Here is a 16,934-nt window from a genome sequence, read left to right on the forward strand (position 1 = left end):
GCTTCGTCACAATCGGCCACCTGATCGCGATCGAAGACGGCGGCACAGACAACCTCGACAACCTGGGTGCCGAATGCATCCCCTGCAACATGGGCGACGGCGCGGCCAGGACAAACAGGAAACGACGCGGCGAACCCACCACCCGCACCTGGAGCAACCCGCTCTGGTAATTGTGACCCACCCGCGCAGGCATCCACCCCAGCCGATTCCGCAAGCACACGCAGCACGCACACACCTGGTCACCTGACCTACCCTGCACAACACAGCGCATGAGCCAAGACGCTCAACGCTCAGGTGCAGACACCCAGGGTTTCAAGCACCTACCGTGCCGACACCCACCCCCACCCCACACCTGCCAGGCATAGACAGTGCCACACGGTGGCACCATGCACCACCTGCCTAGCCAGTGGAAAGAAACAACAAGAGCGATGTCGCATCGCCGCGCCGGCACGCATGCAGCGACGCCGCAGTACCTGACAAGCCAGGTACTGCGAAAACGCACCAGTTTTTTCCATCCGCCAGATGCGGACGACCGCGCCCGAAACCATTTTTCTCCCCCCGTTGGGTTTGGCCCGGGGTCGCGCGTGTGCGCGCGAGAAGGGTTGTGCGATGGACATCGTGGAGGCCACGGAGACGGCGTTGGCGGCGGCGACGCATCTGACGCCGATGGATGACGGTGCGGTGGAGTCGTTGCGGGCTCTGGCTCGGAAGATTCAGGCGTGGGACGTGATTGTGGCGTTCGCTCTGGAGGATGCGGCGGAGAAGGGTGGTCGGCCGGCTGTGCCGCAGCACGACAACGTGTCGTTGTCGGCGTATTCGAGCTTGTCGGAGCAGTTGGGGTTGACGCCGATGGGTCGTAAGAAGTTGGAACTGCGGGAGGCGAAGCAGGGTGGCAAGCTCAACGCGGTCCGCTCGGTCGCGGAGCAGCGTCAGAAGTCGACGGCCCGTCGCACGAGGTCCGCGCCTCGGGTGTGAGACTCCTCGGGTTTTCACTCCGCCGCTTCGGCGGCTGACTCCGACGACTTCGCGCGGGTTCGAAGCGATCCAGTTCGCGGAGGATGTGCTCGAGGTTGAGCTGTTCCCGTGGCAGAAGTGGCTGCTGATCCACGCGCTGGAGCTGAACCTGGATGGGACGTTCCGGTTCCGCACGGTGGTGCTGCTGGTCGCTCGCCAGAACGGGAAGTCGCTGCTGCTGCAGATACTGGCGTTGTTCCGTATGTTCGTGGATGGTGCGCCGCTGGTCATCGGGACGGCGCAGAACCTCGACATCGCTGAAGAGGTGTGGCAGGGCGCCGTCGACATCGCGGAGGGTGTGCAGGATCTCGCGGCGGAGATCGAGCACATCGACCGGACGAACGGGAAGAAGGCACTGCGGCTCACATCTGGGTCGCGGTACAAGGTGCAGGCGGCGACGCGCCGCGGCGGCCGTGGTCTGACCGGTGACCTGGTGCTGCTGGATGAGCTCCGGGAACACCAGTCGTGGGATGCCTGGTCGGCCGTGACGAAGACGACACGCACCCGCTCGCAGGCTCAGATTTGGGCGGCGTCGAACGCGGGCGATGAGCAGTCGGTCGTTCTGGATGATCTGCGGAAGAAAGCACACCTGCCGATCGGTGACCCGGACGGCATCAACGGCGACGACGCCCGGTTGAACGAGCTCGACGGTGCCGACGACGAAGCGATGTCGATCGGGATCTTCGAATGGTCAGCCGAACCGGGCTGTGACATTTGGGATCGGGACGGGTGGGCGCAGGCGAACCCGTCGATGGGGTGGATCCCGTCGATGGAACGTTCGATCGCCGCGGATGCCGGCACTGATCCGGATCCGGTGTTCCGCACTGAGGTGCTGTGCCAGTGGGTTGATTCCATGCAGGAGGGTGCGTTCCCTCCGGGCGTGTGGGAAGCGAACCGGGTGAGCGAGTCGATTCGGATCACCGGCCGGCCTGTTGTCGCCTTGGATGTGCGAACCGGCGTACGGCAGTCGTTCGCGATTGCCGCGGTCGGTGCTGGCAGGAAGACGGATGTGCTTGAGCTCGTGCAGTACGAGTCGGGTATCGGGCAGAAGTGGGCGGCGGAGCACATCGTCGATGCGACGGTGAAGATCCTGAAGAAGCACAACCTGGACGAGCTCGTGATCGACAAGTACGGCGAGAACGCTCACCTGGTGCAGAAGTTCGAGGACGCCGATATCACCGTGGTCGCGCTCGACCTGATGGACATGCGCAACGGGTGCACCGCGATCACGGATGCGCTGGTGAACGGGACGCTGAAGCATCACGGCGATGACCCGTTGACGATCGCGGTGCTCGGCGCCGGCAAACGGAAATCGAACGAGCAGTTCGTGTGGTCGCAGTCCCAGTCCTCGACGGACATTTCCCCGCTGCGCGCGGCGACGGCCGCGTTCCAGGTGCATGTTGGCGAGCCCGGTGATTACGACCTGATGGATTCCTTCGGTTAGGGGTGCTCATGCGCTGGTGGATCACAACCCTGGGTGAGCTCGCCGGCATCGCATTGATCACCGCGGGTGTCTGGCTGATCGCCCCGCCGGCCGCGTTCATCGTCGCCGGCGGCGCACTGGTCGGCATCTGTGTGATGCAGGGACAGGAGAGACGATGAGCCTGTTCGTGCGTCGGGGTCTCGGTGACACCCCCTACAACCTGATCCCGTCACGTCAGCCGGAGCGCACTGGTGCGGTGCAGGTGTCCGCGGACACGGCGTTGCGTGCTTCGGCGGTGTGGGCGGCGGTCCGTCTCCGCGCTGACGTGCTGTCGACGCTGCCCGTTCATGTTCTCCGCAAGGTCGGTGACATGGACGTGGAAGTCCCTGCACCCCCGGTGATCCTGAACCCGGGTGGCGATGAAGTCGGCATGAACGAGTTCCTGTATTCGACGCAGGTCGACCTGGACCGGATCGGCAACACTTACGGGATCATCAGCGAGCTCGACGCGCTCGGCAAACCGCGCCGCGTCGACCTGGTGGACGCGAACACCGTCGTGGTCCTGATCGACAAGACGACTGGTGACTACACGTACCGGATCGGCGGCAAGCCGTATACGAAGGATCAGGTCTGGCACGAACGCCAGTTCACCGTCTCCGGCATGGTCATGGGCCTGTCCCCGATCATGTACGCGGCGTGGACGATTGGCCAGTATCAGTCGGCTGTCGACTTCGGCCTCGACTGGTTCGCGAATGGCGGGACCGTCCCTGGCGGCATCCTGAAGAACTCGGCCCGCACCCTCGGTGCTGGTGTCGCGGAAGCGGCGAAGCGGAAGTTCAAGGAGTCGGTCCGCGGCCGTGACCTGTTCGTCACCGGTAACGACTGGGAATACTCCACCGTCAACGTGGCGCAGAACGAATCCCAGTTCCTCGACACGCAGAAGCTCACCTCGACCGACATCGCCCGATTCTTCGGCGTCCCGGCCGACATGATCGACGTCGCCCCGGTCGGTAAACAGGCGCTGACGTACGCGAACGTCACACAGCGGAACCTGCAGTTCCTGATCATGAACCTCGGGCCTGCGCTGGTGCGCCGGGAGGTGGCGCTGTCGAAGTGGCTGCCGGCGCCGCGGTTCGTGAAGTTCGACACCGACCACCTGCTGCGGATGGACCCGGACACCCGGAACGACATGCTGCTCGCGCAGGTCGCCGGCATGATCCGCACGCCGTCCGAGGTGCGCGCGAAGGACAACCTGCCGCCGTTCACGCCGGCGCAGATCGAGGAGTTCAAGCAGCTGGGCATCTCGCACCGGCCTGCGCCGCCCGACCCGCAGCCGGTCGGCGCGAATGTTCCCGGTGCTGACGAAGGAGCAATCCAATGACGATCACGATTGATTCGCGCGCGGCGGCGGCGCAGGCCGGTGCGCTCACGACATTCCACGGCGACGCACGCCAGCAGGAGTTCAGGTCGGAGATCCGCGCCAGCCGCTCGGTCCAGGGCGACAAGGAGTTCCTGGTCCTCGACGGCTACGCGTCCACGGTGGAGCAGGGCTACACCATGTACGACATCTTCGGCCCGTACACGGAGGTCATCGACCGCGGCGCGTTCGACCTGACCCTCGCGTCGAACCCGGACGTGAACTTCCTGGTCAACCACACCGGCATGTCGATGGCTCGCACGCTCGCCGGCACTCTCGAACTCAGCGCGGACGATCACGGACTCCGCTCGATCGCCAGCCTGAACCCGCAGCGGAACGATGTGCACGACCTCGAACTCGCCCTGCGGGACGGTGCCTTCGACCAGATGTCGTTCGCGTTCCGCATCGAGGCCGGTGACTGGTCGCCGGACTTCATGACGTTCCGCATTCGACAGGTGAACCTGGACCGCGGTGACGTGTCGGCGGTGAACTACGGCGCGAACCCGAACACGTCGATCAGCGCACGCGCGAAGCAGGCGCTGGACGCGATCGACCACCTGGAGGGTGAGCCGCTGCGCATCGCAGCCGCACGCGCAACCGCACGCCTGGCTGACCAGGAGCGCTCCGTCGAGCCTGTCGTGAACCTCGACCCGCTGAGCGTGGGCGACCGCACCACCGTCGAGGTCGCCCACAAGGGCCCGAACATCCGCACCCTGCGGTCACTGCTTGCTCTCGACGAGCGCTGAAATCCCCTGAACCACCCCACCGGTAGGCGGTGGGGTTCTTTGTGCTGCAGAGCCACCTGAACGCCGGATGAGCGCGATGGAAGCCAGATGAGCCGGACGCGTCAGCACGCATCCAACCGAAAGGTCATCTGATGGACATTTCGCGTCTCATCGCGAATGCCGAGGCCAGACTGACCGCCGCTCGTGCTGCGTACGACCAGTACCACACCGAGCAGCGGAACCTTCTGGACGAGGCGACGGGCGACTCGCTCGACGAGGCCGCCCAGTCGCGCTTCGACTCCCTCATGGAGCAGAAGCGCAACGCATCCACCGAGGTCGACTCGGCCTCGGCCGCTCTCGACCAGCTGCGCGCGCAGCAAACCGACGACGAGCGCCTGCAGCGTGCAGCCGAAGTGTCGCAGCCGAACGCCGAGCGCAACGCCCCCGGCGTCGTCACTCGTGAGCCGCGCACGTACAACGAAGGCAACCGCTGGGAGCGGTCGTTCTTCCGCGACATGTACGGCGCCGAGTACGTGCAGGACTACGGTGCGCGCGAGCGCATCAACAAGCACCGCATCGAGTGCGAGCGTGACGGCAAGCTCGCCGGTTTCGACCGTGAGCAGCGCGCTGGCACCACTGGTGGTTTCCAGGGCCTCGTCCCCCCGCAGTACCTGGTGGACGAAGCTGCACTCGTGGCCCGTGCGGGTCGCCCGACTGCGAACGTGGTCCGGCACCTGCCGCTGCCTGCAGAGGGCATGTCTCTGATCATCCCGAAGGGCACCACCGGTGTCACGGAGGCGATTCAGGCGACTGAGAACGCGTCGGTGTCGAACACCGACCAGGTGTGGTCGAACGTCACCGTCCCGGTGGTCACGATCGCTGGTCAGCAGGACGTGTCGCGTCAGTCGCTGGAGCGTGCGACCGGCATCGACTCGCTGATCTACTCGGACCTCGCGGCGGCGTACAACGTGGCGCTGGATGTTCAGGTGCTCTCGGGCACCGGTTCGTCCGGTCAGGCGCTGGGCATCCTGCAGACGGGGGGCGTCAACCAGGCGACCGCGTTCGGTGCGGCTGCCACGCCCGCGACGTTCTACTCGAAGCTCGCCGGCCAGCTCAACGCGGTGGAAACCACTCGCATGATGGCCCCGGACCTGATCATCATGCACCCGCGCCGGTGGAACTGGCTCGTCGCGCAGCTCGACTCGTCCAACCGTCCGCTGGTCGTGCCGAACGCATCCGGCCCGAACAACGCGCTGGGTGTGTACGACGTGCCGCAGGACACCCCGTCTGCGATCCCGGTCGGTCACATCCTGGGCCTGCCGGTCATCACCGACGCATCGATCCCCGGCTCGGTCGGTACCGGCCCTGAGGACCAGGTCATCGTCGCTCGCTGGGAGGACCTCCTGCTCTGGGAGAACGGGGACGGTGCGCCGTTCCAGCTCCGTTTCGAGCAGACCCTCGGCAACCAGCTGACGGTGAAGCTCGTCGCGTACAACTACGCCGCGTTCACCGCGGGTCGCTTCCCGACTGCTGTCGGCATCGTCGGCGGCAACGCCGGCTCCGCTGGCTTCGGTCTGGTCGCTCCGACGTTCTGATCCACCTGAGGGCCGCACCTTCTCACGAGGGTGCGGCCCTCACCTGATGAAAGGGAAAGCACATGGCAGAGATCGACGACCACGTTGCCGAGAACTACGACTCGATTGTGGCTGACGAGGTGCGGAACGTGTCCTACGAGGACATCGCGAAGCACGCCGAAGAGATGAACGACGCGAACCTCGCGGCGTGGGCTCGCGAGCGGGCCGGTGCGAAGGCACCCAAGAACGCGCGCGCCGCCAAGCAGGAGACCCGTAAGGCCTGAGCATGACGAACGTCGATGGTGGGCTGATTACCCTGGAGTACGCGGCGGAAGGTCTGCACATGCGTGACGCCGGCACCGGCTCGCAGGGCGACCGGGACGCCGACCTGACCACGTTCATCCAAGCCGCAACACCGGTCATCGAGGATCTCATCGGCCCGGTGATCGCGGCGAACAAGACGCTGGCGTTCGACGGCGGCACGTACTCGATCGTGCTGCCTGACAGGGCGAACGCGATCGTGTCGGTCACCGAGGCGGGGAACCTGCTGACGGCCGGCTCCTACTTCTTCGACCCTGTCGGGTCGATTGTCTACGGCGGCAACATGATCTATCCGCGCCTGTTCTACCCGGGCCGGCTGGCGATCGTCATCACGTACAGCGTCGGCTATGGGACGGTGCCGGTCACGATCCAGTTGGCTGCGCGTGAGCTCGTCCGGTTCTGGTGGCAGCAGGGTATGAACGCTCAGCGGCCGGCGTACTCGGATGCGGTGGAGACGGCAGCCCCGATGGGGTTCGCGGTCCCGAAGCGTGTGGTCGAGATGCTGACCCCGTACATGGGGACGGTCGGGTTCGCATGAGCCAGATCGCCTCCGCGGCACCCGCGTTGAAGGATGCGCTGGTGGTGGCGACGAAGAACATGTTCCAGTCGGACCCGCATGTGCTGGTCACGTTCGGGCATCCCGGCAACGCGAGCAACGACGACCTGATCTGCTGGCTCGGGATCCGCACCCAGCAGGTCGAAGGGCCCGTGGGGCCGCTCCGGGCGCGTGACGAGACGGTCGAGATCGACGTGTTCATTTCGTCGGTCGTCGTCGGTGATGACGACCAGGCTGCATCCGACCGTGCGTACTTCCTCCTCGGCCAGATCGAGAACTACACGCGCACCACCGACACCACCCTCGGCGGCAAATGCCTGTGGTGCTTCCTCACCGCCACCTCGTCCAAAGGTGCGACGGAACCCGCGAACCTGCCCAGCGGCCGGCAGATCGACATCATCGCCACATTCACCGCGCGCGTGCGCATCACGAACTAGGAGCCCCCTGGTGAAAGTCAGAAACGTGTCGCCCTTCGGTGACCTCGAGCTCCCGCTGCTGAACCGCATCGTCGAGGCCGGTGAGGTCTTCGAGGTCCCGGATGAGCACGGGGAATCCCTGATCCAGCAGTCCGCGAACTTCCAGAAAGTGCCCGCGAACACCAAGACGAAGGACGGCGGTGAGTCGAAGTGACGACACAGCAGGACGTACTCTTCGGGGTCGGCAAGGAGTCGGTCTTCGGCACGAAGGTGACCGTGGATCACTTCTACGAGATCACCGACGAAACACTCGACTGGGTGCCGACGTTCACCGACACCTCGGGCATGCGCCAGGGCCGCATCGTGAAGGCCGCTGACCGGCGCGTGCTGACCAAGCAGGAGGCCGGAGGCAGCTTCGACCTCGAACTGTACGCAAAGGGCATGGGGTTCCTGTTCGCCGCGGCGCTCGGGACGGGTGTGTCCACGAACATCACAGGTGCCGCGTTCCAGCAGCTCATCAGTTGCACCACGTCGGACTACCTGTCGAGCTACACCCTCCAGGTGGGTGTGCCTCCGCTCGGTGGTGGTGCGCAGACCGTGCAGACGTACTCCGGCTGTGTCTTCGACGGGTTCGACATCAAGTCGGGCAATGCTGGCATCCCGACCGTGAAGTTCACGGTGCAGGGCAAGCAGATGGACACCACGACCTCTCTTGCGACGGCGGCGTACCCGGCCGGGAACTTCCCTTGGTCGTTCGTGCAGGGTTCGATCATGGTTGGTGGCACGCTCACGCTGCCGACGACGACGACTCTCGCGTCCGGTGGCACCTCGGCGGCGGACATCCGTGACTATGCGTTGTCGTGGAAGAACAACCTGGATAAGAACGGGTTCAACTACGGCGGCAGCGGTAGCCGGTCCCGTCCCCCGGCGATGGGTGAACGTGCTGGCACGGGCACGCTGACGGCGGAGTACGACAACACCACGCTGCGGGATGCGTGGCTGAACCAGACCGACCTCGACCTGGTGCTCACGTTCCAGTCGCAGACGGCGATCACCGGCTCGAACTACCCGACGCTGCAGATCGTCATCCCCGACATCCGGCTCAACGGTGAGGTGCCGAAGCCGAACAAGGGCGACGTGATCACGCAGTCGATCCCGTTCGAAGTGCTCGACAACCGGTCGGCGGCGTCCCCGATCTACGTCGCGATCGTGACCGCGGAGACGGCGCTGTAAATGGGCATCAGCCTGGATGCGTCCGACTTCTACCGGGTGAAGGCCGAATTGGATGCGTTCGACCCGGCCCTCACCCGGTCGTTGCGGAAGAACCTGAAGCTGCGCGGCCTGAGCATCACCGAGGCGATCAAGGAGAAGCTGCGCGAGCCCACACCGGAGGGCAACGCATCTGGTCCTGGCCGTGATGCGCTGATCGCCGGCACGCATGTGACCGTCTCGTTCGGTGTGCGCTCAGGCGGGGTGAAGATCGTCACCTCCGGTAGCGGTCTGCCCGCCGGTCACGCGGCACTCCTGAAGGTGTACAACCTGGCGTCGTTCCGTCACCCGGTGTTTGAGTCGGGCCGGCAGAGTGTCACGCGCACGTTCACCAGCAAGGAATCGAAGTCGCAGAAGAAGCAGCGGGTGCGCTCTGGTGAGCTCGCGGCATGGGTCACCGAGTCCGGTAACCCGTTCTTCGACAAGGTGATCGAGAAGGAACTCACCAGGCATCTCCTGCACGACATGGAGGGCGCGCTGGATGAGGCGATCGCCGCGATCGGAGGTCGTTGATGAAGATCAGCATTGAGGGTACTGAGTACCCGTTGCAGGAGTCGATCGGTGGTGCTGCGCTCGGTGACCTACTCGCGTTGAAGAAGCGCGGCATCACCGTCTCCAGTATCCAGGGTGCGTTCAAGGTGGTCGCGGAAGTGCTCGGCTCGAAGGGCACGGGCGCCGACCTGCTGGAGAACGAAGAGTACATCGACAACATCATCGGTGTGATCTTCCTCGCACTTCGCAAGGGCGGCCAGAACATCACCCTGGCCGACGCCGAGAAGGTGCCGGCGTCTGAGGTGTTCCTGGTGCTCGAGGAGTCCGATCTCGACCCAAAAGACGAAGAGGCCGAGCCCCCGCAGACATCGACGACGTAGAGGCGTCGGTGTGGGAGTGGCTTCCCATCATGCAGTCGGTTATCCCGGCATGCGGTTTCACGGTCTTCAACGTGTGGGCGGTCCCCTATGAGTGGTGGCTCGCGTACGTCGACTACACGCAACGCATCATCGCAGCGCGGAAGGGGTGAGTCGTGGCCGAAAAGTCCATGACGTTCAACCTGTTCGGTAAGGATGTCTCTGCGTCGAGGGCGGTTGAAGAGTTCGGGGATAAGGCGCACTCGAGGATCACCGGTCTGGTCGGTGATGTGGCGAAGATGGCTGCTGGATTCTTCGGGATCCAGTCGGTTTTTGAGTTCGGGAAGTCCTCGGTCGAAGCGGCGATGGGTGCGGAGGCTGCGAACGCCCGGCTGGATCAGGCGTTCAAGAATGTCCATTCCTCGATGTCTGCGAACAGCGGCGCCGTCGAGGATCTGAAGTCGAAGATGTCTGATTACGGCTTCACGGGCGAGCAGGTGTCTGACGCGCTCGCGAAGGCGACGACCGGTCTTGGTGATTCGTCCAAGGCGATGAAGATCATGCAGGTATCTGCTGACCTGGCGAAGTTCAAGAACATCGACCTGGCGTCGGCGGTCATGGTCGTGACCAAGGGCATGGAAGGGCAGATGCGGCCGCTTCGGCAGCTCGGCATCGACCTTCCTGTTGTGTCCGGTAACGCGGCGGCCGTCGCGAAGGCGCAGCAGCATCTCGCGGACGCTCAGGCGGCTGTGAACGACATCCTGACGAAGAGCCCGAACGCGGTCAACGCGAACTCGAAAGCGCACGCGTCCTACGAGGCCGCTTTGAAAAAGGTCGCGTCCGCGCAGGATTCCCTGAACCAGCACCAGTCCGCGTCGGGAACAATCCTCGACGCGCTCACCAACAAGCTGAAGGGGCAGGCTGCGACCGCCGCGGACACATACGCCGGCAAGTGGTCGGTGATCTCCGCGAAGTGGGACGAGATCCAGGTGAAGGCCGGGACGGTCCTGCTCCCCGCTCTCGGCGCCGTATCGGACTTCGTTGACAAGCACCTGCTGCCCGACCTCGAGAAGCTCGGCACCTCCAAGGGCCCCGAGAACATGGCGAAGGATCTGGCGAAAGCGCTCGGCTGGAACGGCAGCGACTCGGCCGGCCCGCTCTCCGGCAACGCGTGGGCGAACGGCTGGGATCAGCTGATGGCCAAGTTCGGCAACGGCTGGGACCAGTGGATGCAGAAGTTCGGCAACGGCGCGAAGCAGTACGCCGACGGGCCGTTCAACTACAAGAACTGGGAGCACGGCTGGGACCAGCTGATGGGGAAACTCGGCAACGGGTGGGACCAGCTCATGGGCAAGATGAGCAACGGGCAGAAGGTGTGGGGCAACGGCTGGGACGAGCTGATGGCCAAATTTGGTCACGGCTGGGACCAGATCACCGCGCACTGGAGCCAGGGCATGGGCCAGTCGAACGACATGTTCGCGCATGGCGCGGCTCAGATCGGTGGCGCATTCGCGAACGGGTGGAAAGAGATTGAAGACGGCTGGAGCGGCGTCGTCGGCGCGTTTCAGCATGGATGGCAGCAGATCCAAGACTTCTTCTCGGGCAACCCGATCCACGCGACCGTACAGTATTCGTCGGTCGGTGTGCCTGCTCCTGCGGGCGGTGGTAGCACTCTGCACATGACGCCGATGGCGTTCGGCGGCATCGTTCGCCCGCGACCGGGTGGCACACCCGCGATCCTCGGTGAAGCCGGCTACCCGGAAGCGGTCGTCCCGCTCACCCCGCAGGGCATGAAGGACGCCGGCCTCAGCAGCGGCGGATCCGGACTGTTCCGTGACCTGATCATCAACGAGGTCACCGACTCGATCGGTACGAGCAACGCGGTGCTGCGCCGGCTGAATGCGAGGGGCGGAGTATGACCCTGCAGATCACCCTCGGCAGCCTCGAAATCACCGGCCTGAACGGTCTGGACCCGAACGGGTCACAGTGGTCGGTGGACTCGTTCACCGGTTGGGGAACCGCGAAGCCGACCACGGCGGTCATCCAGAAGCCGCGGCAGGACGGCGGCTGGATCGGCCAGTCGTACGAGGGCTCACGGCACATGGTGATCACAGGGCAACTGTCCTCGCTCACGCAGGATGGCCTCACCGTCTCCCTGGATGCTCTCGCCACGGCGGTCACGTTGGCCGAGTCGACGATGACCGTCGTGGAGGGCGCCCGCACCCGGTACGTGAAAGTGCGCCGCGAGGACGAGATCCTCACCTCGTACATCTCTGACAAGATGGCCACCTGGTCGGTGGCTGTGGTCGCGGAGGATCCACGGAAGTTCAGCGCACCGATCGTGCAGACCAGTGCGCTGCCGTCCACGACGGGCGGTGTGACGATCCCGTACCGGATTCCGTATGTCATCGCGGCGAACGTGGTCACCGGCAGCATCACCCTCGGCAACCCTGGCAACAAGTCGGGCCCGGTGGTGCTGCGCATCGACGGCCCGTGCACGGCGCCGGTGATCACGCACACGAGCTCGACGGGCGCACCGTCCGTGTTCGCGACGAACCTGACCCTGGGCGTGGGCGAGTTTCTGCTGGTCGACATGGACGCACACACCGTGTTGGCCAACGGCCAGTCGTCGCGCATGTCGTCGGTGACCTCCCGCGGGTTCTCCACCTTCGATGTCGGTGTCAACACATGGTCGTTCACGGCGAGCGCGTATGACCCGACAGCGTTGCTGACGGTGACGGCGACCCCCGCGTACCTGTGAGGAGGCGTGATGGCGTTCTCCTGGGTGGCGTGCAAGGCGAAGACGGGTGAGGTCATCACCGAGATGCCGAACCTCGAAATCGACATGGTGCGCCAGTCGATCGGCCGGTATGAGACGTCGACGGCGACTCTGCCGGTGGACACGAAGCATGCACCGAACCAGTGGCCGCGTGCGGTGCTGGAGGGTGCGTCGTTCTTCGTGCTGCTGTGGGAGGCCCCGGACCCGTCCGGCGAAGTCATCTCCGTACCCGTGTGGGGTGCGCTGGTCACCCAGTCCACCCCGGACCAGACCGATGTCGTGCAGATCACCCTGGCCACGTTGGAGAGCTACCTCGACCGGCAGTACATCAACAGCGCGAAGACGTACACGAACGTCGACCAGAACACGATCGCATCCGACCTGATCACCTCGTTCGTCGGCGCTTCGGTCGGTGGGATCCCGATCCGCGTCCAGGTGGTCGGCGGTGCCGGGAAGGTCCGCACGCACGTCTACGCCGACCAGGACGACAAGACGGTGTACTCGGCGTTGCAGGATCTGTCCGGTGAGAACGGCGGACCGGAGTGGTTCATCGGCTGGGAGCACCAGACAAGCCCGGAACGGTACACGCCCGTCTTCTACGTCGGCTCCAGGGTCGGCACTGCGGCGATGGCGGGCATGAGCCCGAACGCAGCGTTCGACATGCCTGGCCCGGTGACAGCGTTCCAACTCACCCGCGACTTCTCGGACGGGAAGGGCGCGAACGTGGTCATGGCGTACTCGTCCGGGCAGGGCAGCGTTCGTCCGCAGTCGCCGCCGCAGACGTTCACCGACCCGGAGCGACCGAAGTTCGAATACCGGTGGACGCCATCCACTTCCATCATCGACGTCGGCACGCTGACCGGTTACGCGGCTGCCGCTGTCGCGCAGATGAAGGCGGGTGCGATCGCGCTCACCATGTCCGCGAACGCGCTCGATAAGGGATGCCCGCAGCTCGGCGTCGACTGGTTCCTCGGTGATGATGTCGCGTTCAACATCGGCGGCATCGTCGGCGGTGTCGACACGGTGCCGTCCGTGCCGGGCGGGTTGAACGGGACCGCCCGGGCGATCGGGTACACGCTCACGCTCGCGGACCCGCCGATTCTGACTCCGGTTCTGGCAGGCGCGGCGATCATCTAGGAGGTGCCCGCATGGGTGTGAACCCGGGAAGCATCGCCAACCAGTTGCCTCCGCAGGAAGACGACCTGATGCGGCAGCTGCGGGATCTGGTGCGGCAGCTGCGGGAGCAGGCGTCGGCACGGACCGGTCAGGCGATGGAGATCGGTGCAGGCGGCATCGTCATCGACAACGGCGGTTCTCTCACGATCGAGGGCGGCGGGTCACTGAACGTGGGTTCGGGTGCGCTCAATTCGGGCGGCTCGATCACAGCCGGGACGACGATCAGCGCAGGCACCACGATCACCGCCGGCACTGATCTGATCGCGGACGGGAACCTGAGTGTTGCCGGTAACGCGTCGGTCACCGGCTCGGTCACCGCGGCCTCGGTCAGCAGTGGTGACGTGGCATCTACCGGCCGTGTCACTTCCGGTGGTTCCCCGCTCACGTCGCTGCCGTCGTACGGCTACACGGTCACGACGTCGTATCGGGCGGCGTGGATCAACGGTGATGGGCAGTTCGGCTACTCACCCTCGACCCGCGCGGTGAAGAAGGACCTGGAAGCGTTTCCCGACAGCCTCGCGGACGCTGCGCTCGCGTTGACCCCGTACCTGGGCCGGTACACCTGGGATGAGGAAACCGACCCGCTGAAGGTGTTCCTGATCGCGGAGGACGTGCAAGCCGCAGGGTTCGGCCCTGACGTGGTGCCTACCGACGAGGCGGGCGCACCGGAAGCCATTAACTATTCACAGTTCGTGGTTCCGCTTCTGGCGCTCGTGAAGCGTCAACAGTCCCAGATCGACGCGCTCACGCAGCGCTTGACGAATGCGGGGATCGCATGAGTGCACGAGTGTGGCCGGCCGATTCGGTCGACACCGACGCGGACGGCGTCGTTGACACTCCGTCGTTCACCGGGCGGTGGCTGCGTCAGACCGCGCTCGCCGCAGCGACCGGTGTCGCGTCCGGTTCGCGTCCGCTCGGCGCCGCGTCGGGTGTGCGCCCTGGCACACCGAACACGATCGTCACGGCCACTTCGACCACCTGGACGGTGACCCCGTTCGGTGGGGTGATCGATGGTGAGTCCTCCGCGATCGCCGGCGCGTACGGGTACGCGTTCGACCAGAACGTCACCGGCTCGGTCACCGCGGCAGGCGGTTCGGCACGCACCGACCGGCTCGACGTGCAGATCTCCGACCACGCCGAGTCGGACGGTACTGGCGCGACGACACCTCCGAACGTCGCGATCATCTACACGGCCGGTGGTCCGGGACTGGCTGCAGCTCCGGCACGGTCGCACGCGCTCGCGCAGATTAACGTTCCCGCGTCCGGTGGTGGCTCCCCGACCGTAACCTGGTCGGCTGACTACACGGTCGGCGCGGGCGGTGTGCGCCCGTTCACCCTGCTGACAGCACTGACCTCGTGGACGCCTGCCGTGGAAGGGCAGCTCGCGTACGCGAACGACACCGACAACCTCTGGATTTACGTGCAGGGCGCACCGACACCTGGCTGGTATCACGTCGCTGGTCGTCCGCTTACCAGCACCTTTTCCGGAGGCACCTTCGGCGGGGTCACCTACGCGGGCTCGGGAACCCATCTGGAAACGCGAGGCGGCTACACGAGCCTTGACGGCCTTGCGACGAGCACCTCGGCGGGCTTCGTCGCTGCCACGACCTACCAGATCGGCACCATCCCGACAGCCTTCGCGCCAGCGGCCACCACGTCGTTCGCGTGCACATCGAATGTGACCGCAGTCGCGAACGTGACGATCTCCTCGGCAGGCGTGGTCACCATCACGCTGAACGTCGGCTTCACGGGTGCGCTGAACCTGTCGCTGGCCGGGTGCACCTGGCGGACGAAGGGGCTCACCTGATGCTGCAGTCCGTCGATGTGTCGTGGCCGCAGCAGAACTACCAGCCGGGCGCCGAGTCCGGCGTGTTCGTCGCGGCAACCTCCGCGGACGGCGGCACCCTGTTCACCCAGTCGACGTTCGCGGGCGACGTGGCCAACGCTCGCGCGGCGGGCAAAGAGGTGGGGTTCTACCACTTCAACGGCCGCACCAACAATGCCAGTCCCGCGGCGCAGGCCGACTACTTCTGGTCGGTCATCCAGCCGTACTACCGGCCCGGTGACGCGCTCGCGCTCGACGTGGAGTCGTCGGAGAGCGGCAAGTACCGCGCATGGACGGTGGCAGAGGCCGCAGAGTTCATCGCACGCCTGACAGTCCTGGCCGGCACCAACCGGATCGGCATCTACGGCAACCGCACCGACATGCGCTCGCCCGGTTGGGGTGCGCTGGAGAAGGCCGGCTGCTGGTTGTGGCTGGCCGCTCCAGGCGGCTACCCGGAGAACACGGCGGTCGGTGAATGGTCGCACTGGACGATCCTCCAGTACTCGTCCGCAGGTGCCATCGACCGTGACGAATCCGAATCCACCTTCGCTCAAATCGCATCCCTGGAGGATGACATGCCAGACATGAACACGTTCCTGAACACGGCCGCCTTCACTGGTGGCCCTACGATCAGCACGGTCCTGCAGCGGGCGTCGATCCTCTATGACGCCATCATGCAGGGCGGCCCTTCGATGAAGGACAACCACGAGTCGCTGCAGCAGTCGATCGCGGAGATCCACGCAGCAGTGAAGGCGAACAGTGCGGCGCCAACGATCGACTACGCGGCGCTGTCGGCAGCGATGGTCAAGGCGCTTCCCGCGCTTCCCACATCGGCACTCACGGAGGCTGATGTCGAGACCGCGCTGAGGACGGTGCTGCAGGCGACAGTCTTCAAGGCGTCGTAAATGCCGTCGCTCGACTTCAGCCACGCGGCGCCGTGGCTGCAGTGGGTGGTCGGCGCGATCGCAGTCCTCGCGTTCATCGGTACCGGGTTCGGGCTGATCAAAGGCATCCCGGCCGGGTGGCGTGTGCTGTCGACGTTCGTGACGACGATGAACTCTCTCGCGGATCTGCCGGACGAGCTCGCGAAGCAACGCCGGTTCCGTTCGAGGACGACTCAGACGTTGGCGGCGCAGGACCGGAAGATCGACACGATCCACCACGAGGTCAACTACAACAACGGCTCGTCGGTGAAGGACGCCCTGGGACGTGTCGAGAAAGAGCAGAAGGCGCAGACCGAGCTTATTGCTGGCCTCACCGAGTCCGTCGCGAAACTCCGCGACGAGATCCACCCTCAAAAGGAAGAAGAAACAGATGACTGACACCACGAAGGCGGCCGAGCCGGTCGTCGCGCCGGACCTGTCGGAGAAGACCGTCGATACTGCGGTGGCCCAGCTCGGGACCGTTGCGGGCCCGTTCATCCCCGCGAAGGTCCGCGCCACCATCTACACGGTCGGCACGCTCGTGACGGTTGGTGCCGTCGCGATCGCACCCGTGATCGGCGGCCACATCGGCAGCGTCATCGACCTCATCGGCTCCGCGGCCGCAGCCCTCACGGGTGCGCTCGCGATCTCGCACATCAGCAAGTAAC

General features: G+C 65.3%; 21 protein-coding genes. All 21 read left to right on the forward strand.

What is annotated here, in order from left to right; genetic code table 11:
• Positions 1-609 precede the first annotated feature (609 nt).
• The 21 genes from ACFRFH_RS12080 to ACFRFH_RS12180 all read left to right on the forward strand — a co-directional run bounded on the left by ACFRFH_RS12080 (position 610) and on the right by ACFRFH_RS12180 (position 16,933).
• Positions 610-975 carry a hypothetical protein gene (locus ACFRFH_RS12080; protein ID WP_382463240.1) on the forward strand — a complete coding sequence of 122 codons (366 nt, stop codon included), beginning with the start codon at positions 610-612 and terminating at the stop codon, positions 973-975.
• Between the two features lie 85 nt (positions 976-1,060).
• The gene (locus tag ACFRFH_RS12085; RefSeq protein ID WP_382463241.1) at positions 1,061-2,458 is read left to right on the forward strand and encodes a hypothetical protein; all 1,398 of its coding nucleotides are present in this window, start codon (positions 1,061-1,063) and stop codon (positions 2,456-2,458) included.
• An 8-nt stretch (positions 2,459-2,466) separates the two neighbouring features.
• Positions 2,467-2,616: a hypothetical protein gene (locus ACFRFH_RS12090; RefSeq protein WP_382463242.1), complete on the forward strand. Its 150-nt coding sequence runs from the start codon at positions 2,467-2,469 to the stop codon at positions 2,614-2,616.
• Positions 2,613-3,818, forward strand: coding sequence for a phage portal protein (locus ACFRFH_RS12095; protein WP_382463243.1), 1,206 nt, complete (start codon positions 2,613-2,615; stop codon positions 3,816-3,818). Before ACFRFH_RS12090 ends, ACFRFH_RS12095 begins: the two co-directional genes overlap by 4 nt.
• Positions 3,815-4,600 carry an HK97 family phage prohead protease gene (locus tag ACFRFH_RS12100; RefSeq protein ID WP_382463244.1) on the forward strand — a complete coding sequence of 262 codons (786 nt, stop codon included), beginning with the start codon at positions 3,815-3,817 and terminating at the stop codon, positions 4,598-4,600. Before ACFRFH_RS12095 ends, ACFRFH_RS12100 begins: the two co-directional genes overlap by 4 nt.
• A gap of 131 nt (positions 4,601-4,731) precedes the next feature.
• Positions 4,732-6,174 (forward strand): phage major capsid protein, encoded by a 1,443-nt coding sequence (locus tag ACFRFH_RS12105; RefSeq protein WP_382463245.1) that lies wholly within the window; start codon positions 4,732-4,734, stop codon positions 6,172-6,174.
• A 62-nt stretch (positions 6,175-6,236) separates the two neighbouring features.
• Positions 6,237-6,437 carry a hypothetical protein gene (locus tag ACFRFH_RS12110; protein ID WP_382463246.1) on the forward strand — a complete coding sequence of 67 codons (201 nt, stop codon included), beginning with the start codon at positions 6,237-6,239 and terminating at the stop codon, positions 6,435-6,437.
• Between the two features lie 2 nt (positions 6,438-6,439).
• Positions 6,440-7,012 (forward strand): hypothetical protein, encoded by a 573-nt coding sequence (locus tag ACFRFH_RS12115; protein WP_382463247.1) that lies wholly within the window; start codon positions 6,440-6,442, stop codon positions 7,010-7,012.
• A complete protein-coding gene (locus ACFRFH_RS12120; RefSeq protein WP_382463248.1) occupies positions 7,009-7,467 on the forward strand; it encodes a hypothetical protein in 459 nt (152 codons plus the stop codon). Before ACFRFH_RS12115 ends, ACFRFH_RS12120 begins: the two co-directional genes overlap by 4 nt.
• 10 nt (positions 7,468-7,477) lie before the next feature.
• Complete coding sequence (locus ACFRFH_RS12125; RefSeq protein ID WP_382463249.1) at positions 7,478-7,660, forward strand: hypothetical protein; 183 nt, start codon at positions 7,478-7,480, stop codon at positions 7,658-7,660.
• Positions 7,657-8,679 (forward strand): phage tail tube protein, encoded by a 1,023-nt coding sequence (locus ACFRFH_RS12130; protein WP_382463250.1) that lies wholly within the window; start codon positions 7,657-7,659, stop codon positions 8,677-8,679. Before ACFRFH_RS12125 ends, ACFRFH_RS12130 begins: the two co-directional genes overlap by 4 nt.
• The gene (locus ACFRFH_RS12135) at positions 8,680-9,228 is read left to right on the forward strand and encodes a hypothetical protein (protein WP_382463251.1); all 549 of its coding nucleotides are present in this window, start codon (positions 8,680-8,682) and stop codon (positions 9,226-9,228) included. It abuts the gene before it with no gap.
• Positions 9,228-9,587: a hypothetical protein gene (locus ACFRFH_RS12140; RefSeq protein ID WP_382463252.1), complete on the forward strand. Its 360-nt coding sequence runs from the start codon at positions 9,228-9,230 to the stop codon at positions 9,585-9,587. The genes ACFRFH_RS12135 and ACFRFH_RS12140 overlap by 1 nt, the downstream gene beginning before the upstream one ends.
• 152 nt (positions 9,588-9,739) lie before the next feature.
• Positions 9,740-11,482: a hypothetical protein gene (locus ACFRFH_RS12145; RefSeq protein ID WP_382463253.1), complete on the forward strand. Its 1,743-nt coding sequence runs from the start codon at positions 9,740-9,742 to the stop codon at positions 11,480-11,482.
• The gene (locus ACFRFH_RS12150) at positions 11,479-12,324 is read left to right on the forward strand and encodes a hypothetical protein (RefSeq protein ID WP_382463254.1); all 846 of its coding nucleotides are present in this window, start codon (positions 11,479-11,481) and stop codon (positions 12,322-12,324) included. Before ACFRFH_RS12145 ends, ACFRFH_RS12150 begins: the two co-directional genes overlap by 4 nt.
• A 9-nt stretch (positions 12,325-12,333) precedes the next feature.
• Positions 12,334-13,479: a hypothetical protein gene (locus ACFRFH_RS12155; protein ID WP_382463255.1), complete on the forward strand. Its 1,146-nt coding sequence runs from the start codon at positions 12,334-12,336 to the stop codon at positions 13,477-13,479.
• An 11-nt stretch (positions 13,480-13,490) separates the two neighbouring features.
• Positions 13,491-14,297: a hypothetical protein gene (locus ACFRFH_RS12160; protein ID WP_382463256.1), complete on the forward strand. Its 807-nt coding sequence runs from the start codon at positions 13,491-13,493 to the stop codon at positions 14,295-14,297.
• Complete coding sequence (locus ACFRFH_RS12165; protein ID WP_382463257.1) at positions 14,294-15,325, forward strand: hypothetical protein; 1,032 nt, start codon at positions 14,294-14,296, stop codon at positions 15,323-15,325. Before ACFRFH_RS12160 ends, ACFRFH_RS12165 begins: the two co-directional genes overlap by 4 nt.
• Positions 15,325-16,248 (forward strand): glycoside hydrolase family 25 protein, encoded by a 924-nt coding sequence (locus tag ACFRFH_RS12170; protein WP_382463258.1) that lies wholly within the window; start codon positions 15,325-15,327, stop codon positions 16,246-16,248. Before ACFRFH_RS12165 ends, ACFRFH_RS12170 begins: the two co-directional genes overlap by 1 nt.
• The gene (locus ACFRFH_RS12175) at positions 16,249-16,665 is read left to right on the forward strand and encodes a hypothetical protein (RefSeq protein WP_382463259.1); all 417 of its coding nucleotides are present in this window, start codon (positions 16,249-16,251) and stop codon (positions 16,663-16,665) included.
• On the forward strand, positions 16,658-16,933 hold the full coding sequence (locus ACFRFH_RS12180) for a hypothetical protein (protein ID WP_382463260.1): 276 nt from the start codon (positions 16,658-16,660) through the stop codon (positions 16,931-16,933). Before ACFRFH_RS12175 ends, ACFRFH_RS12180 begins: the two co-directional genes overlap by 8 nt.
• Position 16,934: the final 1 nt, after the last annotated feature.

Origin of the sequence: Leifsonia sp. NPDC056824 (assembly GCF_042789575.1) — a bacterium.
In the GTDB taxonomy this organism is placed as follows: domain Bacteria; phylum Actinomycetota; class Actinomycetes; order Actinomycetales; family Microbacteriaceae; genus Leifsonia.

Bases quoted from the DNA above. Each gene is read 5' to 3' on its own strand.
- ACFRFH_RS12115 (WP_382463247.1), top strand. From the start codon at position 6,440: ATGACGAACGTCGATGGTGGGCTGATTACCCTGGAGTACGCGGCGGAA.
- ACFRFH_RS12180 (WP_382463260.1), top strand. From the start codon at position 16,658: ATGACTGACACCACGAAGGCGGCCGAGCCGGTCGTCGCGCCGGACCTG.
- ACFRFH_RS12165 (WP_382463257.1), top strand. From the start codon at position 14,294: ATGAGTGCACGAGTGTGGCCGGCCGATTCGGTCGACACCGACGCGGAC.
- ACFRFH_RS12095 (WP_382463243.1), top strand. From the start codon at position 2,613: ATGAGCCTGTTCGTGCGTCGGGGTCTCGGTGACACCCCCTACAACCTG.
- ACFRFH_RS12170 (WP_382463258.1), top strand. From the start codon at position 15,325: ATGCTGCAGTCCGTCGATGTGTCGTGGCCGCAGCAGAACTACCAGCCG.
- ACFRFH_RS12155 (WP_382463255.1), top strand. From the start codon at position 12,334: ATGGCGTTCTCCTGGGTGGCGTGCAAGGCGAAGACGGGTGAGGTCATC.
- ACFRFH_RS12150 (WP_382463254.1), top strand. From the start codon at position 11,479: ATGACCCTGCAGATCACCCTCGGCAGCCTCGAAATCACCGGCCTGAAC.
- ACFRFH_RS12160 (WP_382463256.1), top strand. From the start codon at position 13,491: ATGGGTGTGAACCCGGGAAGCATCGCCAACCAGTTGCCTCCGCAGGAA.
- ACFRFH_RS12140 (WP_382463252.1), top strand. From the start codon at position 9,228: ATGAAGATCAGCATTGAGGGTACTGAGTACCCGTTGCAGGAGTCGATC.
- ACFRFH_RS12100 (WP_382463244.1), top strand. From the start codon at position 3,815: ATGACGATCACGATTGATTCGCGCGCGGCGGCGGCGCAGGCCGGTGCG.
- ACFRFH_RS12105 (WP_382463245.1), top strand. From the start codon at position 4,732: ATGGACATTTCGCGTCTCATCGCGAATGCCGAGGCCAGACTGACCGCC.
- ACFRFH_RS12110 (WP_382463246.1), top strand. From the start codon at position 6,237: ATGGCAGAGATCGACGACCACGTTGCCGAGAACTACGACTCGATTGTG.
- ACFRFH_RS12175 (WP_382463259.1), top strand. From the start codon at position 16,249: ATGCCGTCGCTCGACTTCAGCCACGCGGCGCCGTGGCTGCAGTGGGTG.
- ACFRFH_RS12080 (WP_382463240.1), top strand. From the start codon at position 610: ATGGACATCGTGGAGGCCACGGAGACGGCGTTGGCGGCGGCGACGCAT.
- ACFRFH_RS12090 (WP_382463242.1), top strand. From the start codon at position 2,467: ATGCGCTGGTGGATCACAACCCTGGGTGAGCTCGCCGGCATCGCATTG.
- ACFRFH_RS12120 (WP_382463248.1), top strand. From the start codon at position 7,009: ATGAGCCAGATCGCCTCCGCGGCACCCGCGTTGAAGGATGCGCTGGTG.
- ACFRFH_RS12135 (WP_382463251.1), top strand. From the start codon at position 8,680: ATGGGCATCAGCCTGGATGCGTCCGACTTCTACCGGGTGAAGGCCGAA.